The following is a 24,598-nucleotide window of genomic DNA, read 5'->3' as shown; positions in this document are numbered from 1 at the left end:
AGCCGACCCTAAGGTCGGCTTTGATGTTGATTATGACTTATTCAACCGGCTGCGGGCGTGTTGCCGGCGCAGTGGCCTGATGCGTGGCGCTGTGTCCACCGGCGGCGCCTTTGCCTTCAAAGGTGAATGGCGGGCGCTGCCAGTCGCTATGACGCGGCGCTTCTGGCACATAATCCGGCGCGGGAGCGCGGGTCATCGGCGCAGTCGCATGGCTGTGAAGGTGCTCGGCGTCAACGCTTGTTGCGACAACGTCAGACTTAACGACTTCAGCTTCTACAACCGGCGCAGCAACAACTTCCTGCGGCGCAGCGACTTCTTCCACAACAGGTGCTGCTTGCGCGACTTGTGCGACTTCTTCAACCACCTCCGGCCGGGAGACAACGATTTCCGCAGGCTCTTCAGCCGGGGTTTCAGCGACCGGTTGAGCTTCAGCGGCGATCTCTTCAGCTACAGGTGCGTCAGATTCAGCGATAATTTGCGGTTGTTCTTCAACCGGGGTCGCAATGACTTCCGGATGCGTGGTTTCAACAATGGCAATCTGAGGTTCCGCTACAACGTCCTCTGGCTGCACGGCTTCAACCGGCGCAGGAGTGTCCGCAATGTGCTCAACGGCAGCCGCAGCAACCTGAGGCTCTACTGCGACAGAGGCAGTTTGCTCCTGGTGAATTTCCTGCTCGCGTTGTTCTGCAACCTGCTGATCCTGCGGACGAACGACAGGGTAGCTGATCCATACTTTACCGGACGCCAATTCAGGAGAAGCACAGGCGACGGTCAGCGGCATTGGCGACTGAGCCGGATAACGCTCGTCACGATAACGACGACGACGCTGTCCACTTACGCGCAGATGGCGAGGGGAACGGCGGGAACGACGTGGCATACCGTTGGAGTCACGCGCTTCGCTGTTGTCTTCCTGCTCAGGTGCGACAACGGCTGGCAGATCAACTTTCGCCAGTTCGGTACGCGGAGTCGGTACGGACTGCTCAACGGGTTGAGCGACAACGACCTCAGCTGCCGCAGCGGTAGTTGCCACTTCGGCTTCAACCGCCGTGCTGTCTGTATAACGCACTTTCTGGTTCAACTGACGCTGTTTACGACGGGTCTGAGGCTGACGTACGCGCTCTTCCTGCTCGGTATCCTGCGCTTGCTGTTCAGCCAGGTTCAGCTCTTTAACTTCCTGCTGCGCCTGACGCTTGTCATCGTTGCGGCGACGGTTGCGCTCACGACGCGGGGTCTGCTGCTCATCACCTGATTTCGCTTTGTCAGCGACATCACTGGATTGCTGGCGATTATCGCGCGCTTCCGCATTTTGCTGCTGGGCCTGACGACGGTTACGACGACTGTCATCGCGGTTTTCGCCGTTTTCCGCACGTTCGTTACGGTTGTCACGATCGCCACGGTTATCGCGGTTATCACGACGATCGTTACGATCGCGACGATTATTTTGACGTGGTTTACGGCGGTCCTGCTGACGTTCCGTCTTCTCTTCAGCTTTCGGTGCAGGTTGTTCAACCGGCTTCGCTTCTTCGTTACCGCCGAAGATAGACTTCAGTGCGCTGAACAAACGGCTAATCAAACCAGGCTGAGAGGCTGTTGCTGCGGTGGCGGCAGCAGCTTTAGGCGCAGCGGCTTTAACAGCGGGTTCTTGCACGGTTGGTGCTGGCGGCACGTCTGGCATAGCAAAGGTCGCGAGTGCCGGTTGCTCTGGCTGTTTACGCTCGACATACTCTTGTTCTGACGGCAGTTCCATTGCTTCTTCGTGCAGCTTCGGCAGCAAGTAGCTCAGGGTTGGCGTTTCTTCGCCTTTGCGGACGCGCAGCACGGAATAGTGCGGGGTTTCCATCTGATCGTTTGGCACGATTACACAGCGCACGCCATTCTGACGCGTCTCAATAGCGTTGACCGCAGTACGCTTTTCGTTGAGCAGATAAGAGGCAATTGGCACAGGAACGATAGCGTGAACTTCCTGGGTATTCTCTTTCAGCGCTTCTTCTTCAATCAGACGCAGAATAGACAGCGACAGAGATTCGTTATCACGCACGGTACCGGTGCCGGAGCAGCGCGGGCAGACGTGATGGCTGGACTCACCCAGCGACGGGCTCAGACGCTGGCGGGACATCTCCAGCAGGCCGAAGCGAGAAATATGGCTGATCTGAATACGCGCTCGGTCCTGGCGCACGGCTTCACGCAGGCGGTTTTCAACCGCACGCTGGTGGCGAACCGGCGTCATATCGATAAAGTCGATGACAATCAGGCCGCCGAGGTCGCGCAGACGCAGCTGACGCGCAATTTCATCGGCTGCTTCCAGGTTGGTGTTGAATGCGGTTTCTTCGATGTCGCCGCCGCGGGTCGCGCGTGCGGAGTTGATATCGATAGCGGTAAGGGCTTCAGTGCTGTCAATGACGATGGAGCCGCCGGACGGCAGACGCACTTCGCGCTGGAACGCAGACTCAATCTGGGATTCAATTTGATAGTGGCTGAACAGCGGGATTTCACCGGTGTACAGTTTGATTTTGCTGCTGAAATCCGGACGACCCAGCGCGGCGATGTGCTGACGCGCCATCTCCATGACTTTCGGGTTATCAATGAGGATTTCGCCGATATCCTGACGTAAATAGTCACGGAATGCGCGGACGATGACGTTGCTTTCCTGGTGAATCAGGAACGGAGCAGGGCGGCTGTCGGCGGCTTTTTGAATGGCTTCCCAGTGTTTCAGGCGGAAGCTCAGGTCCCATTGCAGTGCTTCGGCGGATTTGCCGACACCTGCGGTACGCACAATAAGCCCCATACCATCAGGCAGTTCCAGGCTTGCCAGCGCTTCTTTTAATTCGGTGCGGTCGTCGCCTTCAATACGACGGGAGATGCCGCCCGCGCGCGGGTTGTTCGGCATCAGAACCAGATAACTACCCGCCAGGCTGATAAAGGTGGTCAGCGCAGCGCCTTTATTGCCGCGTTCTTCTTTATCGATCTGAACAATGACTTCCTGACCTTCACGCAACACATCTTTAATGTTGGGACGACCATGGGAGTTGTAGTTAGCGGGGAAGTATTCGCGGGCAATTTCTTTTAACGGAAGGAAACCGTGACGTTCAGCGCCGTAATCAACAAAAGCAGCTTCCAGACTCGGTTCAATACGGGTAATTTTACCTTTATAGATGTTGGCTTTTTTCTGTTCGTGTCCGGGACTTTCGATATCCAGATCGTACAGACGTTGCCCATCTACAAGGGCGACACGCAACTCTTCCTGCTGAGTCGCGTTAATTAACATTCTTTTCATCGTAACTTACTCATTATTCTTACATTGACGACTAAGCTGCGGGCAGAGTAATGCCTTTCCGGGTGTGAACCGATGGCCTCGTGTCTATTCGCGTCGCCAACCTCACGGTTATCGTCAGCTCAAAGAGGCGCAGAGTGTCGGTTGCCTGTATTTCATACGGAAACACAGCGCAATTATCAGGGGAACAGTCTGGGTGTTACTCTCCAGAAAAGCTTCCTTATTACCGGTAAGGACTGCAACCCGCAGCCCGCTAACTGCCTGAAAGATCAATACGTCTTACGCCATTGCTGCGTTGATGATCGGTCGGGCAAAATTGGGTCATTCCGGAAAAGGTCTTGTTTTAACAAGATTCAACACGGAAACAACCTCATTATTCCACTGCTAACCTTGTTATAGCAAGATGACTTTTGCCATTTATCACCCGGTTACTCACAGTTTTTTCACTTCCGCGTAGTGATTGGTTTAATAACCACCAAATCGGTTATGTCAAACTTAAGTAATAGGGTATAGCAGTTAATATAAGCATAGAAAAATGTGTGGCGCGAATCTTGATGGCTATTTAAAATCGGCCCCCATGAAAACAGAGACTCCAGCCGTAAAAACAGTTGCTATCACTGCCGACGAAGCAGGGCAACGCATCGACAACTTTTTACGCACTCAACTTAAGGGTGTGCCGAAAAGTATGATTTATCGCATTTTGCGTAAAGGCGAAGTGCGGGTGAATAAAAAGCGCATTAAACCCGAGTACAAACTCGAAGATGGGGACATTGTGCGTATTCCACCTGTGCGTGTCGCTGAACGTGAAGAAGAGACTATTTCCCCAAATCTGCAGAAGGTTGCGGCGCTGACTGATGTCATTTTATATGAAGATGATCATATTCTGGTGCTTAACAAACCTTCAGGAACGGCCGTACATGGCGGAAGCGGATTAAGCTTCGGTGTTATTGAAGGTTTACGCGCGTTACGTCCGGAAGCGCGTTTCCTCGAACTGGTGCATCGCCTGGACCGCGATACCTCCGGTGTGCTGCTGGTTGCTAAAAAACGCTCAGCCTTACGTTCATTGCATGAACAGCTGCGTGAAAAAGGGATGCAAAAAGACTACCTGGCGCTGGTGAGAGGCCAGTGGCAGTCGCATGTCAAAACCGTGCAGGCGCCGCTGTTGAAGAACATTCTGCAAAGCGGCGAGCGTATCGTGCGGGTGAATCAGGAAGGCAAACCGTCGGAAACACGCTTTAAGGTGGAAGAGCGCTATGCGTTTGCCACGCTTGTGCGCTGTAGCCCGGTTACAGGGCGCACGCACCAGATCCGTGTGCATACCCAATATGCCGGGCATCCGATAGCCTTTGACGATCGCTATGGCGACCGTGAGTTCGATAAACAACTCGCGGATACCGGACTGAACAGGCTGTTCCTTCATGCCGCGGCGTTGAAATTCACCCATCCGGGGACGGGCGAAGTGATGCGTGTTGAAGCGCCGATGGATAAACAGTTGAAGCGCTGCCTTGAGGTGTTACGTAGCAAAGCCTGATGCGCGTTGCTTATCAGGCCTGCAATCGCGTTATGCGCCGTAGGCCTGATAAGACGCATCGCGTCGCCATCAGGTAGATTAACTAGGCGTTCAGCGGGTTCATCTCTTCCCGGCGCAGCATTTGACACAATGCGATCAGCGGCAGGCCGATCAGCGTATTGGGGTCGCGACCCTCGAGACGCTCAAAGAGAGCAATGCCTAACCCCTCACTTTTAAAACTGCCGGCACAATGTAGCGGGCGTTCTTTGCGCAGGTAATCATCAATTTCCGTTTCGCTTAAATGCCGAAAATGAACGTCGAACGGCTCGACCTCAGTTTGTAAATGTCCGGTAGCTGAATTATAAAGCGCCAGTCCGGTGTAAAACGTCACAATATTGCCACGGGCTTTGAGTAATTGTTGGCGCGCATTTTCTTCTGTTAATGGTTTGCCGGTTATTTCACCATCAAGAACACAAATTTGATCGGAGCCAATAATCAGATGCGCTGGATAACGTTGGGCGAGAGATTGCGCTTTTTGTTGCGCCAGTCGCGAGACTAAATGGCGTGGTGCTTCGCCGGGTAACGGCGTTTCATCCACCTCAGGAGCCGCGCATTCAAACGGAATTGCCAGTTTTTCAAGTAAAGCGCGACGCCAGGGAGAGGTCGAGGCAAGTATAAGTTGAGGCATATTTTTCCCCTCGCATATAGCGTATTGATGAGAGCCATTTTAAACTATGGACTTCGTCCTACAAGCTGGCTGTATTGGCTTGTCTTGAGCGATTTTAAGTCGATGACCCGCAATGTGTGCGAATTATTGGCAAAAGGCAACCTCAGGCTGCCTTTTTCTTTGACTATATGACGTTACAAAGTTAATATGCGCGCCCTATGCAAAAGGTAAAATTACCCCTGACTCTTGATCCGGTTCGTACGGCTCAAAAACGCCTCGATTATGAAGGTATCTATACTTCTGATCTGGTTGAGCGCGTCGCCGATTCTGTGGTCAGTGTGGACAGTGATGTGGAATGCTCCATGTCGTTCGCTATCGATAACCAGCGCCTTGCCGTGATAACCGGTGATGCGAAAGTGTCGGTTACGCTCGAATGTCAGCGTTGCGGGAAACCGTTCCCACTTCATGTTCACACAACATATTGTTTTAGTCCTGTCCGTTCTGACGAACAGGCTGAAGCACTCCCGGAAGCGTATGAGCCGATTGAGGTTAACGAATTCGGTGAAATCGATCTGCTTGCAATGGTTGAAGATGAGATTATCCTCTCCTTGCCGGTAGTTCCGGTGCATGATTCTGAACACTGTGAAGTGTCCGAGGCGGACATGGTCTTTGGCGAATTGCCTGATGAAGCGCAAAAACCAAACCCATTTGCCGTATTAGCCAGCTTAAAGCGTAAGTAATTGAGGAGTAAGGTCCATGGCCGTACAACAGAATAAACCAACCCGTTCCAAACGTGGCATGCGTCGTTCTCATGACGCTCTGACCGCAGTCACCAGCCTGTCTGTAGACAAAACTTCTGGTGAACAACACCTGCGTCACCACATCACTGCCGACGGTTTCTACCGTGGCCGTAAGGTAATCGCTAAGTAATCACGCATGACTCAATGGATTTCCCGCTTCGGTGAGAAAGACAGAGAGCGCACGCGTGATGAAGCTTAGTGAGGCTTTCCCCGGGTAACTGGGGAAACACCTAACCGGGCAGCGACGATACCTTGACACATCTAACCCTGGCGTTAGATGTCATGGGGGGAGATTTTGGCCCTACCGTGACAGTGCCTGCAGCATTGCAGGCACTGAATTCTAATTCGCAACTCACACTTCTTTTAGTCGGGGATCCCGATACAATCACGCCATTACTTGCCAAAGCTGACTTCGAACAACGTTCACGTCTGCAGATTGTCCCTGCTCAGTCAGTTATTGCCAGTGATGCCCGGCCCTCGCAGGCTATTCGCGCCAGTCGTGGAAGCTCAATGCGTGTTGCCCTGGAGCTCGTGAAAGAAGGTCGAGCGCAAGCCTGTGTGAGTGCTGGTAATACCGGCGCGCTAATGGGACTTGCGAAGTTATTGCTCAAACCCCTTGAGGGTATTGAGCGTCCTGCGTTGGTGACGGTGTTACCGCATCAGCAAAAGGGTAAAACGGTGGTGCTGGATTTAGGCGCCAACGTGGATTGTGATAGCACGATGTTGGTGCAATTTGCCGTCATGGGTTCCGTGCTGGCAGAAGAAGTCGTTGGGATTGCTAATCCTCGCGTTGCGTTGCTCAACATCGGCGAAGAAGAAACGAAAGGTCTCGACAGTATTCGGGATGCTTCTGCGGTGCTAAAAACAATCCCTTCCATTAACTATATAGGCTATCTTGAAGCCAATGAGTTACTGACTGGCAAAACTGATGTACTGGTCTGTGACGGCTTTACAGGTAATGTCACATTAAAGACGATGGAAGGTGTTGTCAGAATGTTCCTTTCACTGCTGAAATCTCAGGGTGAGGGCAAAAAACGGTCGTGGTGGCTGCTTTTATTAAAACGTTGGTTACAAAAAAGCCTGACAAGGCGATTTAGTCACCTCAACCCCGACCAGTATAATGGCGCCTGTCTGTTAGGATTGCGCGGCACGGTGATTAAGAGTCATGGTGCGGCTAATCAGCGAGCATTTGAGGTCGCGATTGAACAGGCAGTGCAGGCGGTGCAGCGACAAGTTCCTCAGCGAATTGCCGCTCGCCTGGAATCTGTATACCCAGCTGGATTCGAACTGCTGGACGGTGGCGAAAGCGCAAACTCACGACCGCACAGATAATAGCGCGTTTGTGAAAGCTGTCAGCGTACCAGCGTTTTGCTCGTGGCGGTATATAACCAAAAAGTGACTGAGCGTACATGTATACGAAGATTATTGGTACCGGCAGCTATCTGCCTGAACAAGTGCGTACTAACGCCGATTTGGAAAAAATGGTCGAGACATCTGATGAGTGGATCGTCACTCGTACAGGTATCCGTGAACGCCACATTGCAGCGCCAAATGAAACAGTTGCGACGATGGGCTTTGCCGCCGCAAACCGTGCGCTGGAAATGGCGGGCATCGACAAAGAAGAAATTGGTCTGATTGTGGTTGCCACCACATCATCCACACACGCATTTCCAAGCGCGGCATGCCAGATCCAAAGTATGCTGGGGATCAAAGGCTGTCCGGCGTTTGACGTTGCGGCCGCTTGTGCCGGTTTTACCTATGCCCTTAGCGTTGCCGATCAGTACGTTAAGTCTGGCACAGTGAAGCATGCGCTGGTTGTTGGATCTGATGTTCTTGCTCGTACTTGTGATCCAACCGATCGTGGAACGATCATTATCTTTGGTGACGGCGCGGGCGCGGTGGTACTGAGCGCATCCGAAGAGCCGGGTATTCTCTCCACGCATCTACATGCTGATGGTCGTTACGGTGAGCTGTTGACGCTGCCTAACGCCGATCGCGTAAATCCGGATAACCCGATCCACCTGACGATGGCGGGTAACGAAGTATTTAAAGTCGCGGTGACCGAGCTTGCCCACATCGTTGATGAAACGCTGGAAGCCAATAATCTCGACCGTTCTGCGCTGGACTGGCTGGTGCCGCATCAGGCAAACCTGCGCATTATCAGCGCGACAGCGAAAAAGCTGGGCATGTCGATGGATAATGTCGTCGTTACACTGGACAGACATGGCAATACGTCCGCGGCTTCCGTACCGTGCGCACTGGACGAAGCCGTCCGCGACGGGCGTATCAAAGCCGGGCAGTTGATATTGCTTGAAGCCTTCGGGGGTGGATTCACCTGGGGCTCCGCGCTGGTTCGTTTCTAGTATAAGGATTTTAACATGACGCAATTTGCATTTGTGTTTCCGGGGCAGGGTTCCCAGACCGTTGGGATGTTGTCTGAAATGGCAGCAAGCTACCCAATTGTTGAAGAAACTTTTGCTGAAGCATCAGCTGCGCTGGGCTATGATCTGTGGGCGCTGACTCAGCAAGGTCCGGCAGAAGAACTGAATAAAACCTGGCAGACGCAGCCAGCGCTATTGGCTGCATCTGTCGCGCTGTATCGCGTATGGCAACAGCAGGGTGGTAAAACACCTGCGCTGATGGCAGGTCACAGCCTGGGCGAATACTCTGCGCTGGTATGTGCGGGCGTAATTGATTTTGCCGATGCCGTCCGTCTGGTTGAACTGCGCGGCAAATTCATGCAGGAAGCCGTACCGGAAGGTACTGGCGGCATGTCTGCGATTATTGGTCTGGACGATGCCTCTATCGCTAAAGCGTGTGAAGAGTCTGCTGAAGGGCAGGTCGTTTCTCCGGTTAATTTCAACTCGCCGGGTCAGGTGGTTATCGCCGGGCATAAAGAAGCGGTAGAACGTGCAGGTGCTGCTTGTAAAGCCGCTGGCGCCAAGCGTGCGCTGCCGTTGCCGGTCAGCGTGCCTTCTCACTGCGCGCTGATGAAACCTGCCGCTGAGAAACTGGCCGTTGAATTGCAAAAAATCACTTTCAACGCGCCGACTGTTCCAGTTGTGAACAACGTCGACGTGAAGTGTGAAGCTACCGCAGACGCGATTCGCGATGCGCTGGTTCGTCAACTGTACAGCCCGGTTCAGTGGACCAAAACCGTTGAGTTTATGGCATCTCAGGGCGTAGAGCACCTGTATGAAGTGGGGCCAGGTAAAGTTCTCACCGGTTTGACGAAACGTATTGTTGACACCCTGACCGCTTCGGCACTGAATGAGCCGGCAGCGCTGTCTGCGGCGCTAGAGCAATAAAAAGAGGAAGCCCATGAATTTTGAAGGAAAAATCGCGCTGGTAACCGGTGCAAGCCGTGGAATTGGCCGCGCAATTGCAGAAACACTCGTTGCCCGTGGCGCGAAAGTTATCGGGACTGCAACCAGTGAAAGTGGTGCGCAGGCCATTAGCGATTACTTAGGTGCAAATGGTAAAGGTCTGATGTTGAATGTGACCGATCCGGCATCTATCGAATCTGTTCTGGAAAATATTCGCGCAGAATTTGGTGAAGTCGATATTCTGGTCAATAATGCCGGGATTACTCGTGATAACCTGTTAATGCGCATGAAAGATGACGAGTGGAACGATATTATCGAAACCAACCTGTCATCTGTTTTCCGTCTGTCAAAAGCGGTAATGCGAGCTATGATGAAAAAGCGTCATGGGCGTATTATCACTATCGGTTCTGTGGTTGGTACCATGGGAAATGCGGGTCAGGCTAACTACGCTGCGGCGAAAGCAGGTCTGATCGGCTTCAGTAAATCACTGGCGCGCGAAGTTGCGTCCCGTGGTATTACTGTAAACGTTGTTGCTCCGGGCTTTATTGAAACGGACATGACGCGTGCGCTGTCTGATGATCAGCGTGCGGGTATACTGGCGCAGGTTCCTGCGGGTCGCCTTGGTGGCGCTCAGGAAATCGCCAGTGCGGTTGCATTTTTAGCTTCTGACGAAGCAAGTTACATCACAGGTGAGACTTTGCACGTCAACGGCGGGATGTACATGGTTTAACCACGATTGAAAAATATTTGCGTTATTAGGGGGAATGGCCTCAAAATAACGTAAAATCGTGGTAAGACCTGCCGGGATTTAGTTGCAAATTTTTCAACATTTTATACACTACGAAAACCATCGCGAAAGCGAGTTTTGATAGGAAATTTAAGAGTATGAGCACTATCGAAGAACGCGTTAAGAAAATTATCGGCGAACAGCTGGGCGTTAAGCAGGAAGAAGTTACCAACAATGCTTCCTTCGTTGAAGACCTGGGCGCAGATTCTCTTGACACCGTTGAGCTGGTAATGGCTCTGGAAGAAGAGTTTGATACTGAGATTCCGGACGAAGAAGCTGAGAAAATCACTACCGTTCAGGCTGCCATTGATTACATCAACGGCCACCAGGCGTAAGTGAACATCTCCAGGCGGTCATTCGACCGCCTGAGTTTTATCTTTTTATCCCACTTGAATTATTTTCCCTCCCTGGAGGACAACCGTGTCTAAGCGTCGTGTAGTTGTGACCGGACTGGGCATGTTGTCTCCTGTCGGCAATACCGTAGAGTCTACCTGGAAAGCTCTCCTTGCCGGTCAGAGTGGCATCAGCCTGATCGACCATTTCGATACTAGCGCCTATGCAACGAAATTTGCTGGCTTAGTAAAGGATTTTAACTGTGAAGACATTATTTCGCGCAAAGAACAGCGCAAGATGGATGCCTTCATTCAATATGGAATTGTCGCTGGCGTTCAGGCCATGCAGGATTCTGGCCTCGAAATTACGGAAGAGAACGCTCACCGTATTGGCGCCGCTATTGGCTCCGGTATTGGCGGTCTCGGTCTGATCGAAGAAAACCATACCTCTTTGGTAAACGGTGGACCGCGTAAGATCAGCCCGTTCTTCGTTCCGTCGACGATTGTTAACATGGTGGCAGGTCACCTGACCATCATATACGGCCTGCAAGGGCCAAGCATCTCCATCGCGACCGCCTGTACTTCAGGCGTACATAATATCGGTCATGCCGCACGTATCATTGCATACGGTGATGCAGACGCGATGGTTGCGGGTGGTGCTGAAAAAGCCAGTACACCGCTTGGCGTGGGTGGTTTTGGCGCGGCACGCGCGCTGTCTACGCGTAATGATAACCCGCAAGCGGCAAGCCGCCCGTGGGATAAAGAGCGTGATGGCTTTGTGCTGGGCGACGGCGCAGGCATGGTGGTACTGGAAGAGTACGAGCATGCGAAAGCGCGCGGCGCGAAAATCTATGCTGAAGTCGTTGGTTTTGGCATGAGCAGCGATGCTTACCACATGACGTCACCACCGGAAAACGGTGCAGGCGCTGCGCTGGCAATGGTCAACGCACTACGCGATGCGGCTATCGAAGCGGGTCAGATCGGCTATGTCAACGCGCATGGTACGTCTACGCCTGCAGGCGATAAAGCTGAAACCCAGGCAGTCAAATCTGTCTTTGGCGATGCGGCGAGCCGTGTGATGGTAAGCTCAACCAAATCCATGACCGGTCACCTGTTAGGTGCTGCGGGCGCGGTAGAGTCTATTTTCTCTATCCTGGCGCTGCGCGACCAGGCTATTCCGCCAACCATCAACCTGGATAACCCGGATGAAGGTTGCGACCTGGACTTCGTTCCTCACGAAGCGCGTCAGGTGAGTGGTTTGGAATATACTCTGTGTAACTCCTTCGGCTTCGGTGGTACCAACGGTTCTTTGATCTTTAAAAAGATTTAAGTCTCGTCAGGTGATGCGTTAGCATCGAAATAAAACTGAAAAGGTCCGCTTGTCGGGCCTTTTTTTATTCGGTTTTTCACCCTTGTCCTGTGTTACTCATCCTGCCAAACTAGCGGACCAGATATAAGGAGCCTCCATGTTCTTAATTAATGGCTGCGAGCAAAATCTGCTGGCCGTAAGCGATCGAGCGACCCAATTTGGCGATGGTTGTTTTACTACCGCGCGGATTATCGACGGCGAAATTTGCCTCTTTGCAGCGCATCTTGCGCGTTTACAAGACGCTTGCCAAAAGTTGCTGATCGCTTTTGAACAGTGGTCAGAACTGCAAGATGAAATGAAAATGCTGGCTCAAGGACACGCGCGTGGCGTATTGAAAGTCATTATTAGCCGCGGTAGCGGCGGTCGGGGATACAGCGGCGCAAATTGTCACAACGCCACCCGTATTCTCTCTGTTTCAGCCTGGCCCGAACATTACGATCGTTGGCGCCATGAAGGGATTACGCTGGCGTTAAGCCCAGTGCGTCTGGGGCGTAACCCTATGCTTGCAGGACTTAAGCATCTGAATCGCCTGGAGCAGGTATTGATTCGCTCTCATCTTGAGCAGACGGATGCCGATGAAGCGCTGGTTCTTGACAGCGAGGGATGGGTTACGGAATGCTGTGCGGCTAATTTGTTCTGGCGTAAAGGTAATGTGGTTTACACTCCCCGGTTGGATCAGGCCGGAGTGAACGGCATTATGCGACAATTCTGTATCCGTATGCTGGCACAATCACCGTTCAGTCTTGTCGAAGTGTATGCCGGGTTGGAGGAGATTATGCAGGCCGATGAAATCGTCGTCTGTAACGCATTAATGCCGGTTATTCCCGTGCGTACCTGTGGCGACACGATGTTGTCTTCACGTTTGTTATTCGATTTTTTAGCCCCACTTTGTGAGCACCCGAATTAGTCATGAAAAAACTGTTACTCGTTGTCCTGTTATTGCTGGTTGTGCTGGGCATTGCCGCGGGCGTAGGCATGTGGAAAGTTCGCCATCTAGCGGACAGTAAGTTATTGATTAAAGAAGAGACCACTTTTACGCTGAAAGCGGGTACAGGCCGCCTGGCTCTCGGTGAACAACTGTATGCGGATAAGGTTATCAATCGTCCGCGTGTCTTCCAGTGGCTGCTGCGTGTGGAGCCTGACCTGTCGCATTTTAAGGCGGGTACCTATCGCCTGACGCCCGACATGACGGTGCGAGAAATGCTGCTATTGCTGGAAAGCGGTAAAGAGGCCCAGTTCCCGTTACGTCTGGTGGAAGGGATGCGCCTGAGTGATTACCTCAAACAACTGCGCGATGCTCCCTATATTAAACATACGCTGAGCGACGATAACTACGAGACTGTCGCTCAGGCGCTGAAGCTGGAAAACCCGCAGTGGGTGGAAGGCTGGTTCTGGCCCGATACCTGGATGTATACCGCCAATACGACCGACGTAGCACTGCTAAAACGTACGCATCAAAAGATGGTTAAAGCGGTGGATACCGTCTGGGAAGGGCGCGCTGATGGCTTGCCTTATCAGGACAAAAATCAGCTAGTGACAATGGCCTCGATTATTGAAAAAGAAACTGCGGTTGCCAGCGAGCGCGACCAGGTGGCCTCGGTCTTTATTAACCGCTTACGTATTGGCATGCGTTTACAAACCGATCCGACGGTGATTTACGGCATGGGGACACGGTATAATGGCAAATTGTCGCGTGTGGATTTAGAAACGCCAACCGCCTATAACACCTACACCATCACCGGGCTGCCGCCTGGCCCGATTGCCATGCCGGGAGAGGCCTCATTGCAGGCTGCCGCACATCCGGCAAAAACGCCGTATCTCTATTTCGTGGCAGATGGTAAAGGCGGCCACACATTTAACACCAATCTTGTCAGCCATAACCGGTCAGTACAGGATTACCTGAAAGTGCTTAAGGAAAAAAATGGGCAGTAACTATATCGTCATCGAGGGCCTGGAAGGCGCCGGAAAAACTACTGCGCGTAATGTGGTGGTAGAGACACTTGAGCAACTCGGTATTCGTGACATGGTTTTTACCCGCGAGCCTGGTGGAACGCAGCTCGCTGAGAAACTAAGAAGTCTGGTGCTGGACATTAAGTCGGTAGGCGACGAGGTCATTACCGACAAAGCCGAAGTCCTGATGTTTTACGCCGCGCGCGTACAGTTGGTCGAAACCGTTATTAAACCTGCGCTGGCGAGAGGCGCATGGGTCATTGGCGATCGTCACGACCTGTCGACCCAGGCATATCAGGGCGGTGGCCGCGGCATTGATCAAAATATGCTGGCAACGTTACGTGATGCGGTACTCGGAGATTTTCGCCCGGACCTGACGCTCTATCTGGATGTCACTCCAGAAGTCGGATTGAAGCGTGCGCGTGCGCGTGGCGAACTGGACCGTATTGAACAGGAATCTTTCGATTTCTTTAATCGTACCCGAGCGCGCTATCTTGAACTGGCTGCCAAAGACGCCAGCATTCGTACTATTGACGCTACGCAGCCGCTGGAGGCTGTGATGGCTGATATTCGCAATACCATTACTCAGTGGGTGAAGGAGCAGGGCGCATGAAATGGTACCCATGGTTACGACCTGATTTTGAAAAACTGGTAGCGAGCTACCAGACGGGTCGTGGTCACCATGCGTTACTGATTCAGGCGTTACCCGGCATGGGCGACGATGCGCTGATTTACGCGCTCAGTCGCTATTTAATGTGTCAGCAGCCGGAAGGACATAAAAGCTGCGGACACTGCCGCGGCTGTCAGCTGATGCAGGCGGGGACCCATCCGGACTACTATTCGCTGCTGCCGGAAAAAGGCAAAAGCACGCTGGGCGTTGACGCGGTACGCGAAGTCAGTGAGAAACTGTACGAGTATTCACGCCTGGGCGGGGCGAAAGTGGTGTGGATCCCGGATGCCGCCCAGTTAACCGATGCCGCCGCTAATGCGTTACTGAAAACGCTGGAAGAACCTCCGGCGCAGACCTGGTTCTTCCTCGCCAGTCGCGAACCTGCGCGTTTATTGGCCACGCTGCGTAGCCGCTGTCGGTTACATCACCTTGCACCACCGGCAGAGTCATACGCTATCTCCTGGCTTACCCGTGAAGTGACGGCGTCACCGGAAGCATTGTTGAGCGCATTACGTCTGAGTGCGGGGTCGCCGGGTGCGGCATTAACGTTGTTACAGGCTGAAAGCTGGACGCACCGCAAAGAGTTCCTCGCCGCGCTGGCGAACACCCTGCAATCAGGCGACTGGTATATCCTGTTAGCGGCGCTCAACCACGATCAGGCTGCCGCTCGTTTACACTGGCTGGCCACGCTGTTGATGGATGCTTTAAAGCGTTCCTATGGGATTTCCCATTTAACCAATCCTGATGCTCAGGAGCTCATCTCTTCTATCGCCGAGCGGTTATCCGTCGCCCAGATACAGGCGATACTTGGTGATGTTTGTCATTGTCGTCAGCAGTTGCTGAACGTGACGGGCATAAACCGTGAACTGGTATTAACCGATCTTATTCTCCGTATTGAGCATTACCTGCAACCAGGCACCGTACTGCCTGTTCCTCATCTTTGAGAGAGACATTATGTTTTTAGTCGACTCACACTGCCATCTTGATGGCCTGGATTATCAATCTCTGCATAAGGACGTGGATGACGTGTTGGCGAAAGCGGCCGCACGCGATGTGAAATTTTGTCTTGCCGTCGCGACCACCCTGCCGGGATACCGCAGTATGCGTGAACTGGTTGGCCAACGTGACAACGTGGTTTTCTCCTGCGGTGTGCATCCGTTAAATCAGGATGAAACTTATGATGTTGAAGACCTGCGTCGTTTTGCCGCCGAAGACGGTGTGGTAGCGATGGGAGAAACCGGGCTGGATTATTTTTACACGCCGGAAACGAAGGTGCGCCAGCAGGAATCTTTCATCCACCATATTCAGATTGGCCGCGAGTTACAGAAACCGGTTATCGTGCATACCCGTGATGCCCGAGCCGATACGTTATCAATTCTGCGCGAAGAAAAGGTGACGGATTGCGGCGGCGTACTACACTGTTTTACAGAGGACAGAGAAACGGCGGGCAAATTGCTGGATCTCGGCTTTTATATCTCGTTTTCCGGCATCGTCACGTTCCGTAATGCTGACCAACTGCGTGATGCTGCCCGTTATGTTCCTCTGGATCGTTTGTTAGTTGAGACGGATTCTCCGTACCTTGCGCCGGTGCCGCATCGTGGAAAAGAGAACCAACCTGCCATGACGCGTGACGTTGCGGAGTATATGGCCGTAGTGAAAGGTGTTGCCGTGGAAGAACTGGCGCAGGCAACCACTGATAACTTTGCCCGCCTGTTTCACATCGATGCTTCTCGCCTGCAATCAGTCCGTTAACTGACTTTTTTTAAAGCTCGTAATTAATAACTAAAGCGAGTAAAGTTCACCGCCACAAAATGGGCGGTGAATAACCAGTTAGACACATTCAGAAACTCATTTTATCGGAATGTGCGTATTTTGCGGCCATTCACAACTGAATTGTGATAGCCGTCAAACAAATACAGACTGAATTATTTTACTCTGTGTAATAAATAAAGAGCACTTAGATGCTCTGTCCACGGCGAGGCTCTCCCCCCTTGCCAATGCGTGAGAACGTAGAATACACAAAATCATTCAAGCGGCATCAAGGCGGCAAGTGAGTGAATGACAGGAGCTTACTCGAGTAAGTGACTGGAGTGAATGAGCACAGCCAACGCTGAGGCGGTTTGAAGGATGAAGTGTATAAGCACAAATACTCAGGAGCACTCCTAATTATGTTTAAGAATGCATTTGCTAACCTGCAAAAGGTCGGTAAATCGCTGATGCTGCCGGTATCCGTACTCCCGATTGCAGGTATCCTGCTGGGTGTCGGTTCCGCTAACTTCAGCTGGCTGCCAGCCGTTGTATCGCACGTAATGGCAGAAGCAGGCGGTTCTGTTTTTGCGAACATGCCGCTGATCTTTGCCATCGGTGTTGCGTTAGGCTTCACCAACAATGACGGCGTATCAGCACTGGCATCCGTTGTTGCCTACGGCATCATGGTTAAAACCATGGCTGTTGTTGCGCCGCTGGTTCTGCATTTACCTGCTGAAGAGATCGCCGCTAAACACCTTGCTGATACGGGTGTTCTCGGGGGGATTATCTCCGGTGCGATTGCAGCGTATATGTTCAACCGTTTCTACCGTATCAAATTGCCTGAGTATCTCGGCTTCTTTGCGGGTAAGCGCTTCGTTCCTATTATTTCTGGTCTGGCTGCCATCTTCACAGGCGTGGTTCTGTCCTTCATTTGGCCGCCGATCGGTACTGCTATTCAGACGTTCTCCCAGTGGGCTGCATACCAGAACCCGGTAGTGGCGTTCGGTATCTATGGCTTCATTGAACGCTGCCTGGTGCCGTTTGGTCTGCACCATATCTGGAACGTTCCTTTCCAGATGCAGATCGGTGAGTACACCAACGCCGCGGGTCAGGTATTCCACGGCGATATCCCTCGCTATATGGCGGGCGACCCGACTGCGGGCAAACTGTCCGGTGGCTTCCTGTTCAAAATGTACGGTCTGCCGGCTGCCGCTATCGCTATCTGGCACTCAGCTAAACCAGAAAACCGCGCGAAAGTGGGCGGTATTATGATCTCCGCGGCGCTGACCTCGTTCCTGACCGGTATTACCGAGCCGATCGAGTTCTCCTTCATGTTCGTGGCGCCGATCCTGTACATCATCCACGCGATTCTGGCTGGTCTGGCATTCCCGATCTGTATCCTGCTGGGTATGCGTGACGGGACATCGTTCTCTCACGGTCTGATCGACTTTATCGTTCTGTCCGGTAACAGCAGCAAACTGTGGCTGTTCCCGATTGTCGGTATCGGTTATGCGATCGTTTACTACACCATCTTCCGTGTGCTGATCAAAGCGCTGGACCTGAAAACGCCAGGTCGTGAAGATGCGACCGAAGACAGCAAAGCGGGTGCGTCCGGCGAAATGGCTCCGGCTCTGGTTGCTGCATTCGGTGGTAAAGAAAACATCACTAACCTCGATGCGTGCATTACTCGTCTGCGCGTTAGCGTGGCTGACGTTGCCAAAGTGGATCAGGCTGGCCTGAAGAAACTGGGTGCGGCGGGCGTCGTGGTTGCTGGTTCCGGTGTTCAGGCGATCTTCGGTACCAAGTCCGATAACCTGAAAACTGAAATGGATGAGTACATCCGTAACAGCTAAGCAGTAAGACGTTGGGGAGAACTAAGGCAGCCTGCGGGCTGCCTTTTTTAATGCATTAATTGGTCTGAACGCGAATGGACGCAGTGGCGGCGAACAGCCACGGACGGGCTTCTGCGTTTACGCGTGGGGACAACGTCTCTCTGACCTGCTGGTGGTAATCATCAATCCACTGTTTCTCAGCATCGCTCAGCAGATGCAATTCCACCAGGTTCAAATCAATCGGCACCAGCGTCAGCGTTGAGAAACGGCAGAAGCCCGGACGGCTGTTGATAATCTCCACCTGATTCTCAATGCGGATCCCATATTGCCCGGCCAGATAATAACCCGGTTCGATGGTGATGATATTGCCCGCGACCAGAGGCCAGGGGTTAACTTTTTTGGCAATGCGATGGGGTTGTTCATGGATTAGCAACTGATGGCCCACACCGTGTCCGGTACCATGATCAAAATCCAGTCCCAAATCCCACAATGCCCGCCTACTGAAGGCATCCAGTTGATGGCCCTGAGTACCGCTGGGGAACTGCAGTGAAATAAGTGACAAGAAGCCTTTCAACACGGCGGTGTAGTGCAAGCGTCGCTGCGGATCCTGTGGGCCAAATGCCAGGGTGCGCGTCGTATCCGTTGTACCATTATGATACTGACCACCGGAATCATTCAGGTACATGGCCTGCGAGGTAATTGGCGTATTGGTTTTTTCGCTGGAGTGGTAATGACACATCGCCGCATTGCTGGCAGAGGCTGAAATCGTGCTGAAACTCTGCTCGATAAATCCCGGCTGCTGCTGGCGAAACTCCAGCTGTTTCGCCTGTGCTTCCAGTTCGGTGATTGGATTGCCCGCCGCTTCGCGTAAAGGGACCTCATGGGCCAGCCATGCGAGGAAGTTAACCCAGGCGGCGCCATCCTGTTCATGGCATTCCCGATAGCCTGCCAGTTCAACGTCATTTTTGTGCGCTTTCATTAATGTAATAGGGTCGGGGGCCCACAGGACGTGGCCGCCATGTTCTTCTATGGCAAAACGCAATGCTACCGGAGCGTAGTCTTTATCGACCAGAAAGCGCTTCCCATTTGCCAACTGCTGGCAGCGAGCCAGAAAGCTCTCTTGCGGGGCCAGCGTAAGCGTATCCAACAGCGATGCGGGGAGTTGCTGTGTTTTATTGCTATCGACAAACCATTCCAGTTCGCCGCTGCGATGGAGCAGGGCAAATGAGAACGGCACCGGAACCATAGCAAGATCCGAACCACGGACATTAAGCAGCCAGGCAATGTTGTCCGGCAGCGTAATCGCCAGCACATCGGCCTGATGTTGAATGAGTTGCTCCACGACGCGGGCACGTTTCTGTGCGCTGCTCTCACCGCTGATGTCGAGGGACATTTCGCGAATGATGCCGCAAGGCGCTGCCGGACGATCTAACCATACCTGGTCGAAGGGATCCTGCTCCAGAGGTACCAGCTCGCAGTGGGTAGCCGACAGCGCTTCAAACTGGCTGTTAACCATCAGCAGCGGCTCAAAGCCGATACGTGTACCCGCTGCAATGTGAGACTGCAAATAGTCTGCCAGCGGTTCGTCGTGTAAATGGTGAATTTCAAAATCATCCAGCGAGACTTCATTGCGCACCTGGACCTGATAGCGCCCATCGACAAATATTAATGCGCGGTCGCGCAGGACCAGCGCGAGTCCCGCTGAACCGCTAAAACCAGTCAGCCAGGCCAACTTATTATCATGCGGCGTACAATCTTCACTTTGGTGAGCGTCGGCGCGCGGGACAATCATACCATCCAGCCCCTGCGCTATCAGCAGGTTACGCAGGGCGGAAAGAGGGGTTGAGTTGTGCATAGTTACCTCAGGCCTTAACGGAACGGCGGTTCGTTGAACGTACGTAATTTACGGGAGTGCAGTCGATCGCCTTCGGCGCGAAGACGATCGATAGCCCGGATACCTATTTGCAGATGCTCGGAAATGGCGCCTTCATAAAAACGGTTGGCCTGACCAGGTAGTTTAATCTCGCCGTGCAGCGGTTTGTCGGAAACGCAAAGCAATGTGCCGTAGGGGACGCGGAAGCGGTAGCCCTGTGCGGCGATAGTGGCGCTTTCCATATCGATAGCTACCGCACGGCTGAGGTTAAAGCGCAGCGCAGAGGCGGAGTAACGTAATTCCCAGTTTCGATCGTCGGTGGTGACAACGGTACCGGTACGCAGGCGCTGTTTGACCTCTTCGCCGGGCATGCCGCTGACCTCTTTGGTCGCGTCATACAATGCGCGTTGCACTTCAGCGATGCTCGGAATCGGAATATCCGGCGGGAGTACGGCATCCAGCACGTGGTCATCACGCAAATAAGCATGGGCCAGAACATAATCGCCAATTGCCTGACTTTCACGCAGGCCGCCACAGTGCCCAATCATCAGCCAGACATCAGGGCGCAGTACGGCGAGATGATCGCAAATAGTTTTGGCGTTAGACGGGCCGACGCCGATATTCACCAGCGTGATCCCCTGACCATCAGCGGTAATTAAATGCCAGGCGGGCATCTGGTGTTTCTTCCAGGCGAGATCGGATATGGCTTCTTCTGGCGCTTCGGTTTCGGCGGTGATCCAGATCCCGCCCGCGCATGACAGCGCGATATACGGGCTGTCCGGGTCGAGGATCTGGCTGCAGCCCCAGCGTACGAACTCATCGACATAGCGGGTGTAGTTGGTGAACAGCACAAAGGGCTGGAAATGTTCAACCGGCGTGCCCGTGTAATGACGCAGTCGCGCCAGCGAAAAATCCACGCGTCGGGCATCGAAGTGAGACAGCGGAGAAAATTCCGCCGGATGAAAAATCCCGTCCGCCGTTTCGTCACCAATCTGCGACAATTCAGTGGTGGGGAAATGGCGCGTTAATCCGGCGCTCATCGAGCGATCCAACGTCAGTTCTGAACCGTCAATCACATAGGGATAGGGGATTTCATGCTGCGATGGCTCAACGGAGATATGCGCATCATAATCCTGATACAGCAGCGTGAGCTGTTCTTCAAGATAAGGACGAAAGAGCGACGGACGGGTAATGGTGGTGGTATAGCAACCCGCATGGGTAAAACGGCCATAGGCGCGCGTTTTTGGCGGATTAGTGGCGCTGCCATCCCAGGTGACACGAAGTGACGGGTAGACAAAAAGACCGTTCTGGCGGGCGATTACGTCAGGGAGGGTCCCTGTTTCAATATACTTACCAATGGCGCTACGCAGTGATTTAACCGACTGTTCGTACAGCGCGTCCAGTTTATCCAGTGCCTGAGCCGGGGTCAGGCTGGCGCCCTTATTGTTCATGTCTGTCTCCTTGTTCCACAGATATACCGCTCTCCCGATAGTATGTCACAGGAATGTGAAACAAAAGTCAGACGTTAAGGAAGATGGTGCGAAGACCGGATGGCCCTCGCACCGGGGGTTTAACCGTGCTGCTTATCCCGCATCAACAGCGCGGTAGTGGCGGAGATAAGACAACCCGCCATCAGATAAATAGCTACGCTGTGCCAGTCTCCGCCTGAAAATGTTACCAGTGCCGCCGCAATAAAGGGGGTAAAACCGCCGCCAACCACGCTGGCCACCTGATAACCAACGCCTGCGCCGCTATAGCGATAGCTTGCGCCAAATAAACCGGTAAACATAGGCTGCTGCACGCAGACCACCATATCGTGTGCAATGTTGGCCAGCATAATCGCGAAGAAAACGATCCAGAAAATAGACTGGGCCTCCAGCGCCATAAAGAATGGGAAGGCGCTTAGCGTCCCGACCAGTGCCCCGGTAATGTAGACGCGACGACGACCAAAGCGGTCAGCAAGCCACGCAAAGCAGGGGATGGTCAGACAGCTCAGCCCGCCGACCAGCAATCCGATATTCAGAAACAGCTCGCGTGGCAGGCCGAGGTTTTGTGTCGAGTAGTTAAGAGCAAATGCGGTGACGATATACATCGTCAGCAGTTCACACAGGCGCAGGGCGATAATTTTTAAGAATGCGCCCGGATGTCGGATTAAAGCCTCAATGACCGGAAGCCGCTTTTTCTCGGGCTGTGGCGCCTGTTGCTGCTGTTCGAACTCGGCCGATTCATCCATTCTGTTACGCATCCACAACGCGCCTAATACCAGCACGATGCTGAACAAGAACGGAATACGCCAGCCCCAACTGAGGAACTGCTCATCGGTAGTTTGAGAGCTAATCAGCGAGACCAGGCCGGTAGAAAGCAGCAGACCGACGCCGTACCCGACCTGTACACCGCTGCTATAAAAGGCTTTTTTATTTTTCGGCGCGCTTTCGACGGAGAGCAACGCGGCTCCGCCCCATTCACCGCCCACGGCGAAGCCCTGAATGGCGCGCAGCGTCACCAGTAGAACAGGGGCCCACCAGCCAATGGTGTCAAAGGAAGGAATAATGCCGATCAGCGCCGTGGCGATCCCCATCATCCAGACGGTGAGCATCAGCATACGTTTACGCCCAAGAAGATCGCCGAAGTGGCCGAAGATGACCCCGCCTAGCGGGCGGAACAGAAATCCGACGCCAAAGGTAGCGAAGGCGGCAAGTGTTCCCATCGCCGGACTGACCTGCGGAAAGAACTCGCGGTTAAAGACTAACGCAGCGGTGATGCCATAGAGCAGAAAATCATACCAGTCGACCACGGCGCCCGCGAAACTGCCAAGCGCAGCGCGTCGGGCACGGTTGAGCGAAGAGGCGTCCTGTTGGGGACCCGTGGAGGTGAGGGTGGAATCCATAGTTATCCTGTCTGTACTGTCTTTTAATTATTAGTATTTGAGTTGGGTTACGCACATTGCAGCCGATAGATTACCGGACGTTATGAGATTACCGCGACAGGCATGAAGAGGAAACGATTATATCCCTCGCAGAGGGCAACATGAATAATTAGACGAATGAGAAAATTGAAAAGCAAAAAGCCTGCTCGAAAGCAGGCTTTTCTGAATTTGGCTCCTCTGACTGGACTCGAACCAGTGACATACGGATTAACAGTCCGCCGTTCTACCGACTGAACTACAGAGGAATCGTGTGAACGAGGCGCATATTAGCGAGGGCGATGAGGGTTGTCAAAGGACGAAATACAATTGTGCGTTCGTTTGCTGACAAAATCAGCAAAGCGGCGAACTTTCCGTCTTTTTATGCTTTTGCCCCATTCTGGTGCGCTTCTACCTTTTCCAGGGCAGCCACAGTTATCTGTATAAGCGTACAAAAAATGTCGTTCTTCACTTTGCTCCTTACCTGACGCGGCGTCAGCGTAAAACGCCGCTGCAGACGAAACTGGCAAGTATCTTGCAATCCTGATTCACATGACTGCCAGCACGGGTTCTGGTATTCCGACAGGAGGCAAAATGAACTTCAGACGACTGAAATATTTCGTAAAAATCGTCGATATTGGTAGCCTGACCCAGGCAGCGGAAGTGTTGCACATCGCGCAACCCGCGCTGAGCCAGCAGGTCGCCACGCTGGAAGGCGAACTGGATCAGCAATTGCTGATTCGTACCAAGCGCGGCGTCACGCCCACGGAAGCGGGGAAAGTGCTGTATACCCACGCCCGAACAATTTTACGTCAGTGTGAACAGGCGCAACTTGCGGTCAATAATGTTGGTCAGACTCTGAGTGGTCAGGTTTCTATTGGCCTGGCACCGGGTACGGCGGCATCATCCATCACTATGCCACTGTTACAAACAGTACGTGCCGAACTGCCCGATGTACTGGTCTATTTGCATGAAAACAGTGGGGCAGTGCTAAATGACAAGCTTCTCAGCGGACAATTAGACATGGCAGTGCTCTATGAGCGCTCGCCCGTGGCGGGCATAAGTTGTCAGCCGTTGCTGAAGGAGGATCTTTTCCTGGTGGGGACGCGTGATTGTCCAGGCCAAAGCGTCGATTTAGCCGCAGTGGCGCAGATGAATCTGTTTTTGCCGCGGGATTACAGTGCGGTGCGTTTGCGGGTGGATGAGGCTTTTTCGCTACGTCGCTTAACGGCCAAAGTCATTGGTGAAATCGAGTCTATCTCGACCTTAACGGCTGCCATTGCCAGCGGTATGGGCGTCACCGTGTTACCCGAATCGGCAGCCCGCGCATTGTGCAATGCAGCAAATGGCTGGATGGCGCGGATTACCACCCCATCAATGAATCTGCCGCTCTCGTTGAATGTGTCGGCCATGGGGAGCTTGTCGCCACAAGCGCAGGCAGTCAAGGAGATCCTGTTGTCGCTGGTTAGCCGACCGATGCTGGAAAACCGTGAGCTGCAGCTGGTGAGCTAAAGCTTATTCCCAAGAGGAATAAGATGCAGGTTTTTATTATTTGTTATG

General features: G+C 53.1%; 21 protein-coding genes and 1 tRNA gene. 16 read left to right on the top strand and 6 right to left on the bottom strand.

Annotation, left to right across the window (positions count from 1 at the left end; genetic code table 11):
* Nucleotides 1-37: 37 nt before the first annotated feature.
* Nucleotides 38-3,274, bottom strand: a complete 3,237-nt coding sequence (rne, locus tag OGV69_RS19495; protein ID WP_069323320.1) for a ribonuclease E — start codon at nt 3,272-3,274, stop codon at nt 38-40.
* Nucleotides 3,275-3,848: 574 nt separating this feature from the next.
* On the opposite strand from rne, the gene rluC reads away from it, so the two are divergent.
* Nucleotides 3,849-4,802: a 23S rRNA pseudouridine(955/2504/2580) synthase RluC gene (rluC, locus tag OGV69_RS19490; RefSeq protein WP_167371252.1), complete on the top strand. Its 954-nt coding sequence runs from the start codon at nt 3,849-3,851 to the stop codon at nt 4,800-4,802.
* A gap of 82 nt (nt 4,803-4,884) precedes the next feature.
* On the opposite strand, the gene OGV69_RS19485 is transcribed toward rluC, so the two are convergent.
* Entirely contained in the window at nt 4,885-5,469 is a 585-nt protein-coding gene (locus OGV69_RS19485; protein ID WP_038639734.1) for a Maf family protein, read from the bottom strand.
* 197 nt (nt 5,470-5,666) lie between these two features.
* On the opposite strand from OGV69_RS19485, the gene yceD reads away from it, so the two are divergent.
* The 14 genes from yceD to ptsG all read left to right on the top strand — a co-directional run bounded on the left by yceD (nt 5,667) and on the right by ptsG (nt 18,284).
* Complete coding sequence (gene yceD, locus OGV69_RS19480) at nt 5,667-6,188, top strand: 23S rRNA accumulation protein YceD (RefSeq protein WP_003036239.1); 522 nt, start codon at nt 5,667-5,669, stop codon at nt 6,186-6,188.
* A 16-nt stretch (nt 6,189-6,204) separates the two neighbouring features.
* Entirely contained in the window at nt 6,205-6,378 is a 174-nt protein-coding gene (gene rpmF / locus OGV69_RS19475; protein ID WP_003036242.1) for a 50S ribosomal protein L32, read from the top strand.
* 122 nt (nt 6,379-6,500) lie between these two features.
* A complete protein-coding gene (plsX, locus tag OGV69_RS19470; protein WP_074458481.1) occupies nt 6,501-7,580 on the top strand; it encodes a phosphate acyltransferase PlsX in 1,080 nt (359 codons plus the stop codon).
* Between the two features lie 77 nt (nt 7,581-7,657).
* Nucleotides 7,658-8,611, top strand: coding sequence for a beta-ketoacyl-ACP synthase III (locus OGV69_RS19465; protein ID WP_069323323.1), 954 nt, complete (start codon nt 7,658-7,660; stop codon nt 8,609-8,611).
* Nucleotides 8,612-8,626: 15 nt separating this feature from the next.
* Nucleotides 8,627-9,556 (top strand): ACP S-malonyltransferase, encoded by a 930-nt coding sequence (gene fabD / locus OGV69_RS19460; RefSeq protein ID WP_069323324.1) that lies wholly within the window; start codon nt 8,627-8,629, stop codon nt 9,554-9,556.
* Between the two features lie 13 nt (nt 9,557-9,569).
* The gene (gene fabG, locus OGV69_RS19455; RefSeq protein ID WP_006685074.1) at nt 9,570-10,304 is read left to right on the top strand and encodes a 3-oxoacyl-ACP reductase FabG; all 735 of its coding nucleotides are present in this window, start codon (nt 9,570-9,572) and stop codon (nt 10,302-10,304) included.
* Nucleotides 10,305-10,459: 155 nt separating this feature from the next.
* Entirely contained in the window at nt 10,460-10,696 is a 237-nt protein-coding gene (gene acpP, locus OGV69_RS19450; RefSeq protein WP_000103754.1) for an acyl carrier protein, read from the top strand.
* 85 nt (nt 10,697-10,781) lie between these two features.
* On the top strand, nt 10,782-12,023 hold the full coding sequence (fabF, locus tag OGV69_RS19445) for a beta-ketoacyl-ACP synthase II (protein WP_069323325.1): 1,242 nt from the start codon (nt 10,782-10,784) through the stop codon (nt 12,021-12,023).
* Nucleotides 12,024-12,159: 136 nt separating this feature from the next.
* Nucleotides 12,160-12,969: an aminodeoxychorismate lyase gene (pabC, locus tag OGV69_RS19440; RefSeq protein WP_069323326.1), complete on the top strand. Its 810-nt coding sequence runs from the start codon at nt 12,160-12,162 to the stop codon at nt 12,967-12,969.
* 2 nt (nt 12,970-12,971) lie between these two features.
* A complete protein-coding gene (gene yceG / locus OGV69_RS19435; protein ID WP_069323327.1) occupies nt 12,972-13,994 on the top strand; it encodes a cell division protein YceG in 1,023 nt (340 codons plus the stop codon).
* Nucleotides 13,984-14,625 (top strand): dTMP kinase, encoded by a 642-nt coding sequence (gene tmk, locus OGV69_RS19430; RefSeq protein WP_038639762.1) that lies wholly within the window; start codon nt 13,984-13,986, stop codon nt 14,623-14,625. The genes yceG and tmk overlap by 11 nt, the downstream gene beginning before the upstream one ends.
* The gene (gene holB, locus OGV69_RS19425; protein ID WP_069323329.1) at nt 14,622-15,626 is read left to right on the top strand and encodes a DNA polymerase III subunit delta'; all 1,005 of its coding nucleotides are present in this window, start codon (nt 14,622-14,624) and stop codon (nt 15,624-15,626) included. The genes tmk and holB overlap by 4 nt, the downstream gene beginning before the upstream one ends.
* Nucleotides 15,627-15,636: 10 nt before the next feature.
* On the top strand, nt 15,637-16,434 hold the full coding sequence (locus OGV69_RS19420) for a metal-dependent hydrolase (RefSeq protein WP_038639768.1): 798 nt from the start codon (nt 15,637-15,639) through the stop codon (nt 16,432-16,434).
* A gap of 416 nt (nt 16,435-16,850) precedes the next feature.
* Complete coding sequence (gene ptsG, locus OGV69_RS19415; RefSeq protein WP_003036277.1) at nt 16,851-18,284, top strand: PTS glucose transporter subunit IIBC; 1,434 nt, start codon at nt 16,851-16,853, stop codon at nt 18,282-18,284.
* A 55-nt stretch (nt 18,285-18,339) separates the two neighbouring features.
* On the opposite strand, the gene OGV69_RS19410 is transcribed toward ptsG, so the two are convergent.
* The 4 genes from OGV69_RS19410 to OGV69_RS19395 all read right to left on the bottom strand — a co-directional run bounded on the left by OGV69_RS19410 (nt 18,340) and on the right by OGV69_RS19395 (nt 23,307).
* Nucleotides 18,340-20,118 (bottom strand): aminopeptidase P family protein, encoded by a 1,779-nt coding sequence (locus OGV69_RS19410; RefSeq protein ID WP_069323330.1) that lies wholly within the window; start codon nt 20,116-20,118, stop codon nt 18,340-18,342.
* A gap of 14 nt (nt 20,119-20,132) precedes the next feature.
* Nucleotides 20,133-21,587 carry an AMP nucleosidase gene (locus OGV69_RS19405; protein ID WP_038639774.1) on the bottom strand — a complete coding sequence of 485 codons (1,455 nt, stop codon included), beginning with the start codon at nt 21,585-21,587 and terminating at the stop codon, nt 20,133-20,135.
* A gap of 119 nt (nt 21,588-21,706) precedes the next feature.
* Nucleotides 21,707-23,023: a shikimate transporter gene (gene shiA / locus OGV69_RS19400; protein ID WP_069323331.1), complete on the bottom strand. Its 1,317-nt coding sequence runs from the start codon at nt 23,021-23,023 to the stop codon at nt 21,707-21,709.
* A gap of 208 nt (nt 23,024-23,231) precedes the next feature.
* A tRNA-Asn gene (locus OGV69_RS19395) sits at nt 23,232-23,307 on the bottom strand.
* A gap of 325 nt (nt 23,308-23,632) precedes the next feature.
* Between OGV69_RS19395 and nac the strand changes: the two genes are divergently transcribed.
* Nucleotides 23,633-24,550 (top strand): nitrogen assimilation transcriptional regulator NAC, encoded by a 918-nt coding sequence (nac, locus tag OGV69_RS19390; protein ID WP_069323332.1) that lies wholly within the window; start codon nt 23,633-23,635, stop codon nt 24,548-24,550.
* The last annotated feature ends 48 nt before the right edge of the window (nt 24,551-24,598 follow it).

Origin of the sequence: Citrobacter sp. Cc139, from assembly GCF_030334645.1 — a bacterium.
In the GTDB taxonomy this organism is placed as follows: Bacteria; Pseudomonadota; Gammaproteobacteria; order Enterobacterales; family Enterobacteriaceae; genus Citrobacter; species Citrobacter werkmanii.
Note: the sequence above shows the minus strand (reverse complement) of the source record. Positions and strands in the feature narration are given on the sequence as shown.

Coding starts and splice junctions, on each gene's coding strand:
- rluC (WP_167371252.1), top strand. CDS start 3,849: ATGAAAACAGAGACTCCAGCCGTAAAAACAGTTGCTATCACTGCCGAC.
- OGV69_RS19410 (WP_069323330.1), bottom strand. CDS start 20,118: ATGCACAACTCAACCCCTCTTTCCGCCCTGCGTAACCTGCTGATAGCG.
- OGV69_RS19485 (WP_038639734.1), bottom strand. CDS start 5,469: ATGCCTCAACTTATACTTGCCTCGACCTCTCCCTGGCGTCGCGCTTTA.
- OGV69_RS19420 (WP_038639768.1), top strand. CDS start 15,637: ATGTTTTTAGTCGACTCACACTGCCATCTTGATGGCCTGGATTATCAA.
- acpP (WP_000103754.1), top strand. CDS start 10,460: ATGAGCACTATCGAAGAACGCGTTAAGAAAATTATCGGCGAACAGCTG.
- rpmF (WP_003036242.1), top strand. CDS start 6,205: ATGGCCGTACAACAGAATAAACCAACCCGTTCCAAACGTGGCATGCGT.
- shiA (WP_069323331.1), bottom strand. CDS start 23,023: ATGGATTCCACCCTCACCTCCACGGGTCCCCAACAGGACGCCTCTTCG.
- OGV69_RS19465 (WP_069323323.1), top strand. CDS start 7,658: ATGTATACGAAGATTATTGGTACCGGCAGCTATCTGCCTGAACAAGTG.
- tmk (WP_038639762.1), top strand. CDS start 13,984: ATGGGCAGTAACTATATCGTCATCGAGGGCCTGGAAGGCGCCGGAAAA.
- fabG (WP_006685074.1), top strand. CDS start 9,570: ATGAATTTTGAAGGAAAAATCGCGCTGGTAACCGGTGCAAGCCGTGGA.
- rne (WP_069323320.1), bottom strand. CDS start 3,274: ATGAAAAGAATGTTAATTAACGCGACTCAGCAGGAAGAGTTGCGTGTC.
- holB (WP_069323329.1), top strand. CDS start 14,622: ATGAAATGGTACCCATGGTTACGACCTGATTTTGAAAAACTGGTAGCG.
- OGV69_RS19405 (WP_038639774.1), bottom strand. CDS start 21,587: ATGAACAATAAGGGCGCCAGCCTGACCCCGGCTCAGGCACTGGATAAA.
- ptsG (WP_003036277.1), top strand. CDS start 16,851: ATGTTTAAGAATGCATTTGCTAACCTGCAAAAGGTCGGTAAATCGCTG.
- yceD (WP_003036239.1), top strand. CDS start 5,667: ATGCAAAAGGTAAAATTACCCCTGACTCTTGATCCGGTTCGTACGGCT.
- nac (WP_069323332.1), top strand. CDS start 23,633: ATGAACTTCAGACGACTGAAATATTTCGTAAAAATCGTCGATATTGGT.
- yceG (WP_069323327.1), top strand. CDS start 12,972: ATGAAAAAACTGTTACTCGTTGTCCTGTTATTGCTGGTTGTGCTGGGC.
- pabC (WP_069323326.1), top strand. CDS start 12,160: ATGTTCTTAATTAATGGCTGCGAGCAAAATCTGCTGGCCGTAAGCGAT.
- fabD (WP_069323324.1), top strand. CDS start 8,627: ATGACGCAATTTGCATTTGTGTTTCCGGGGCAGGGTTCCCAGACCGTT.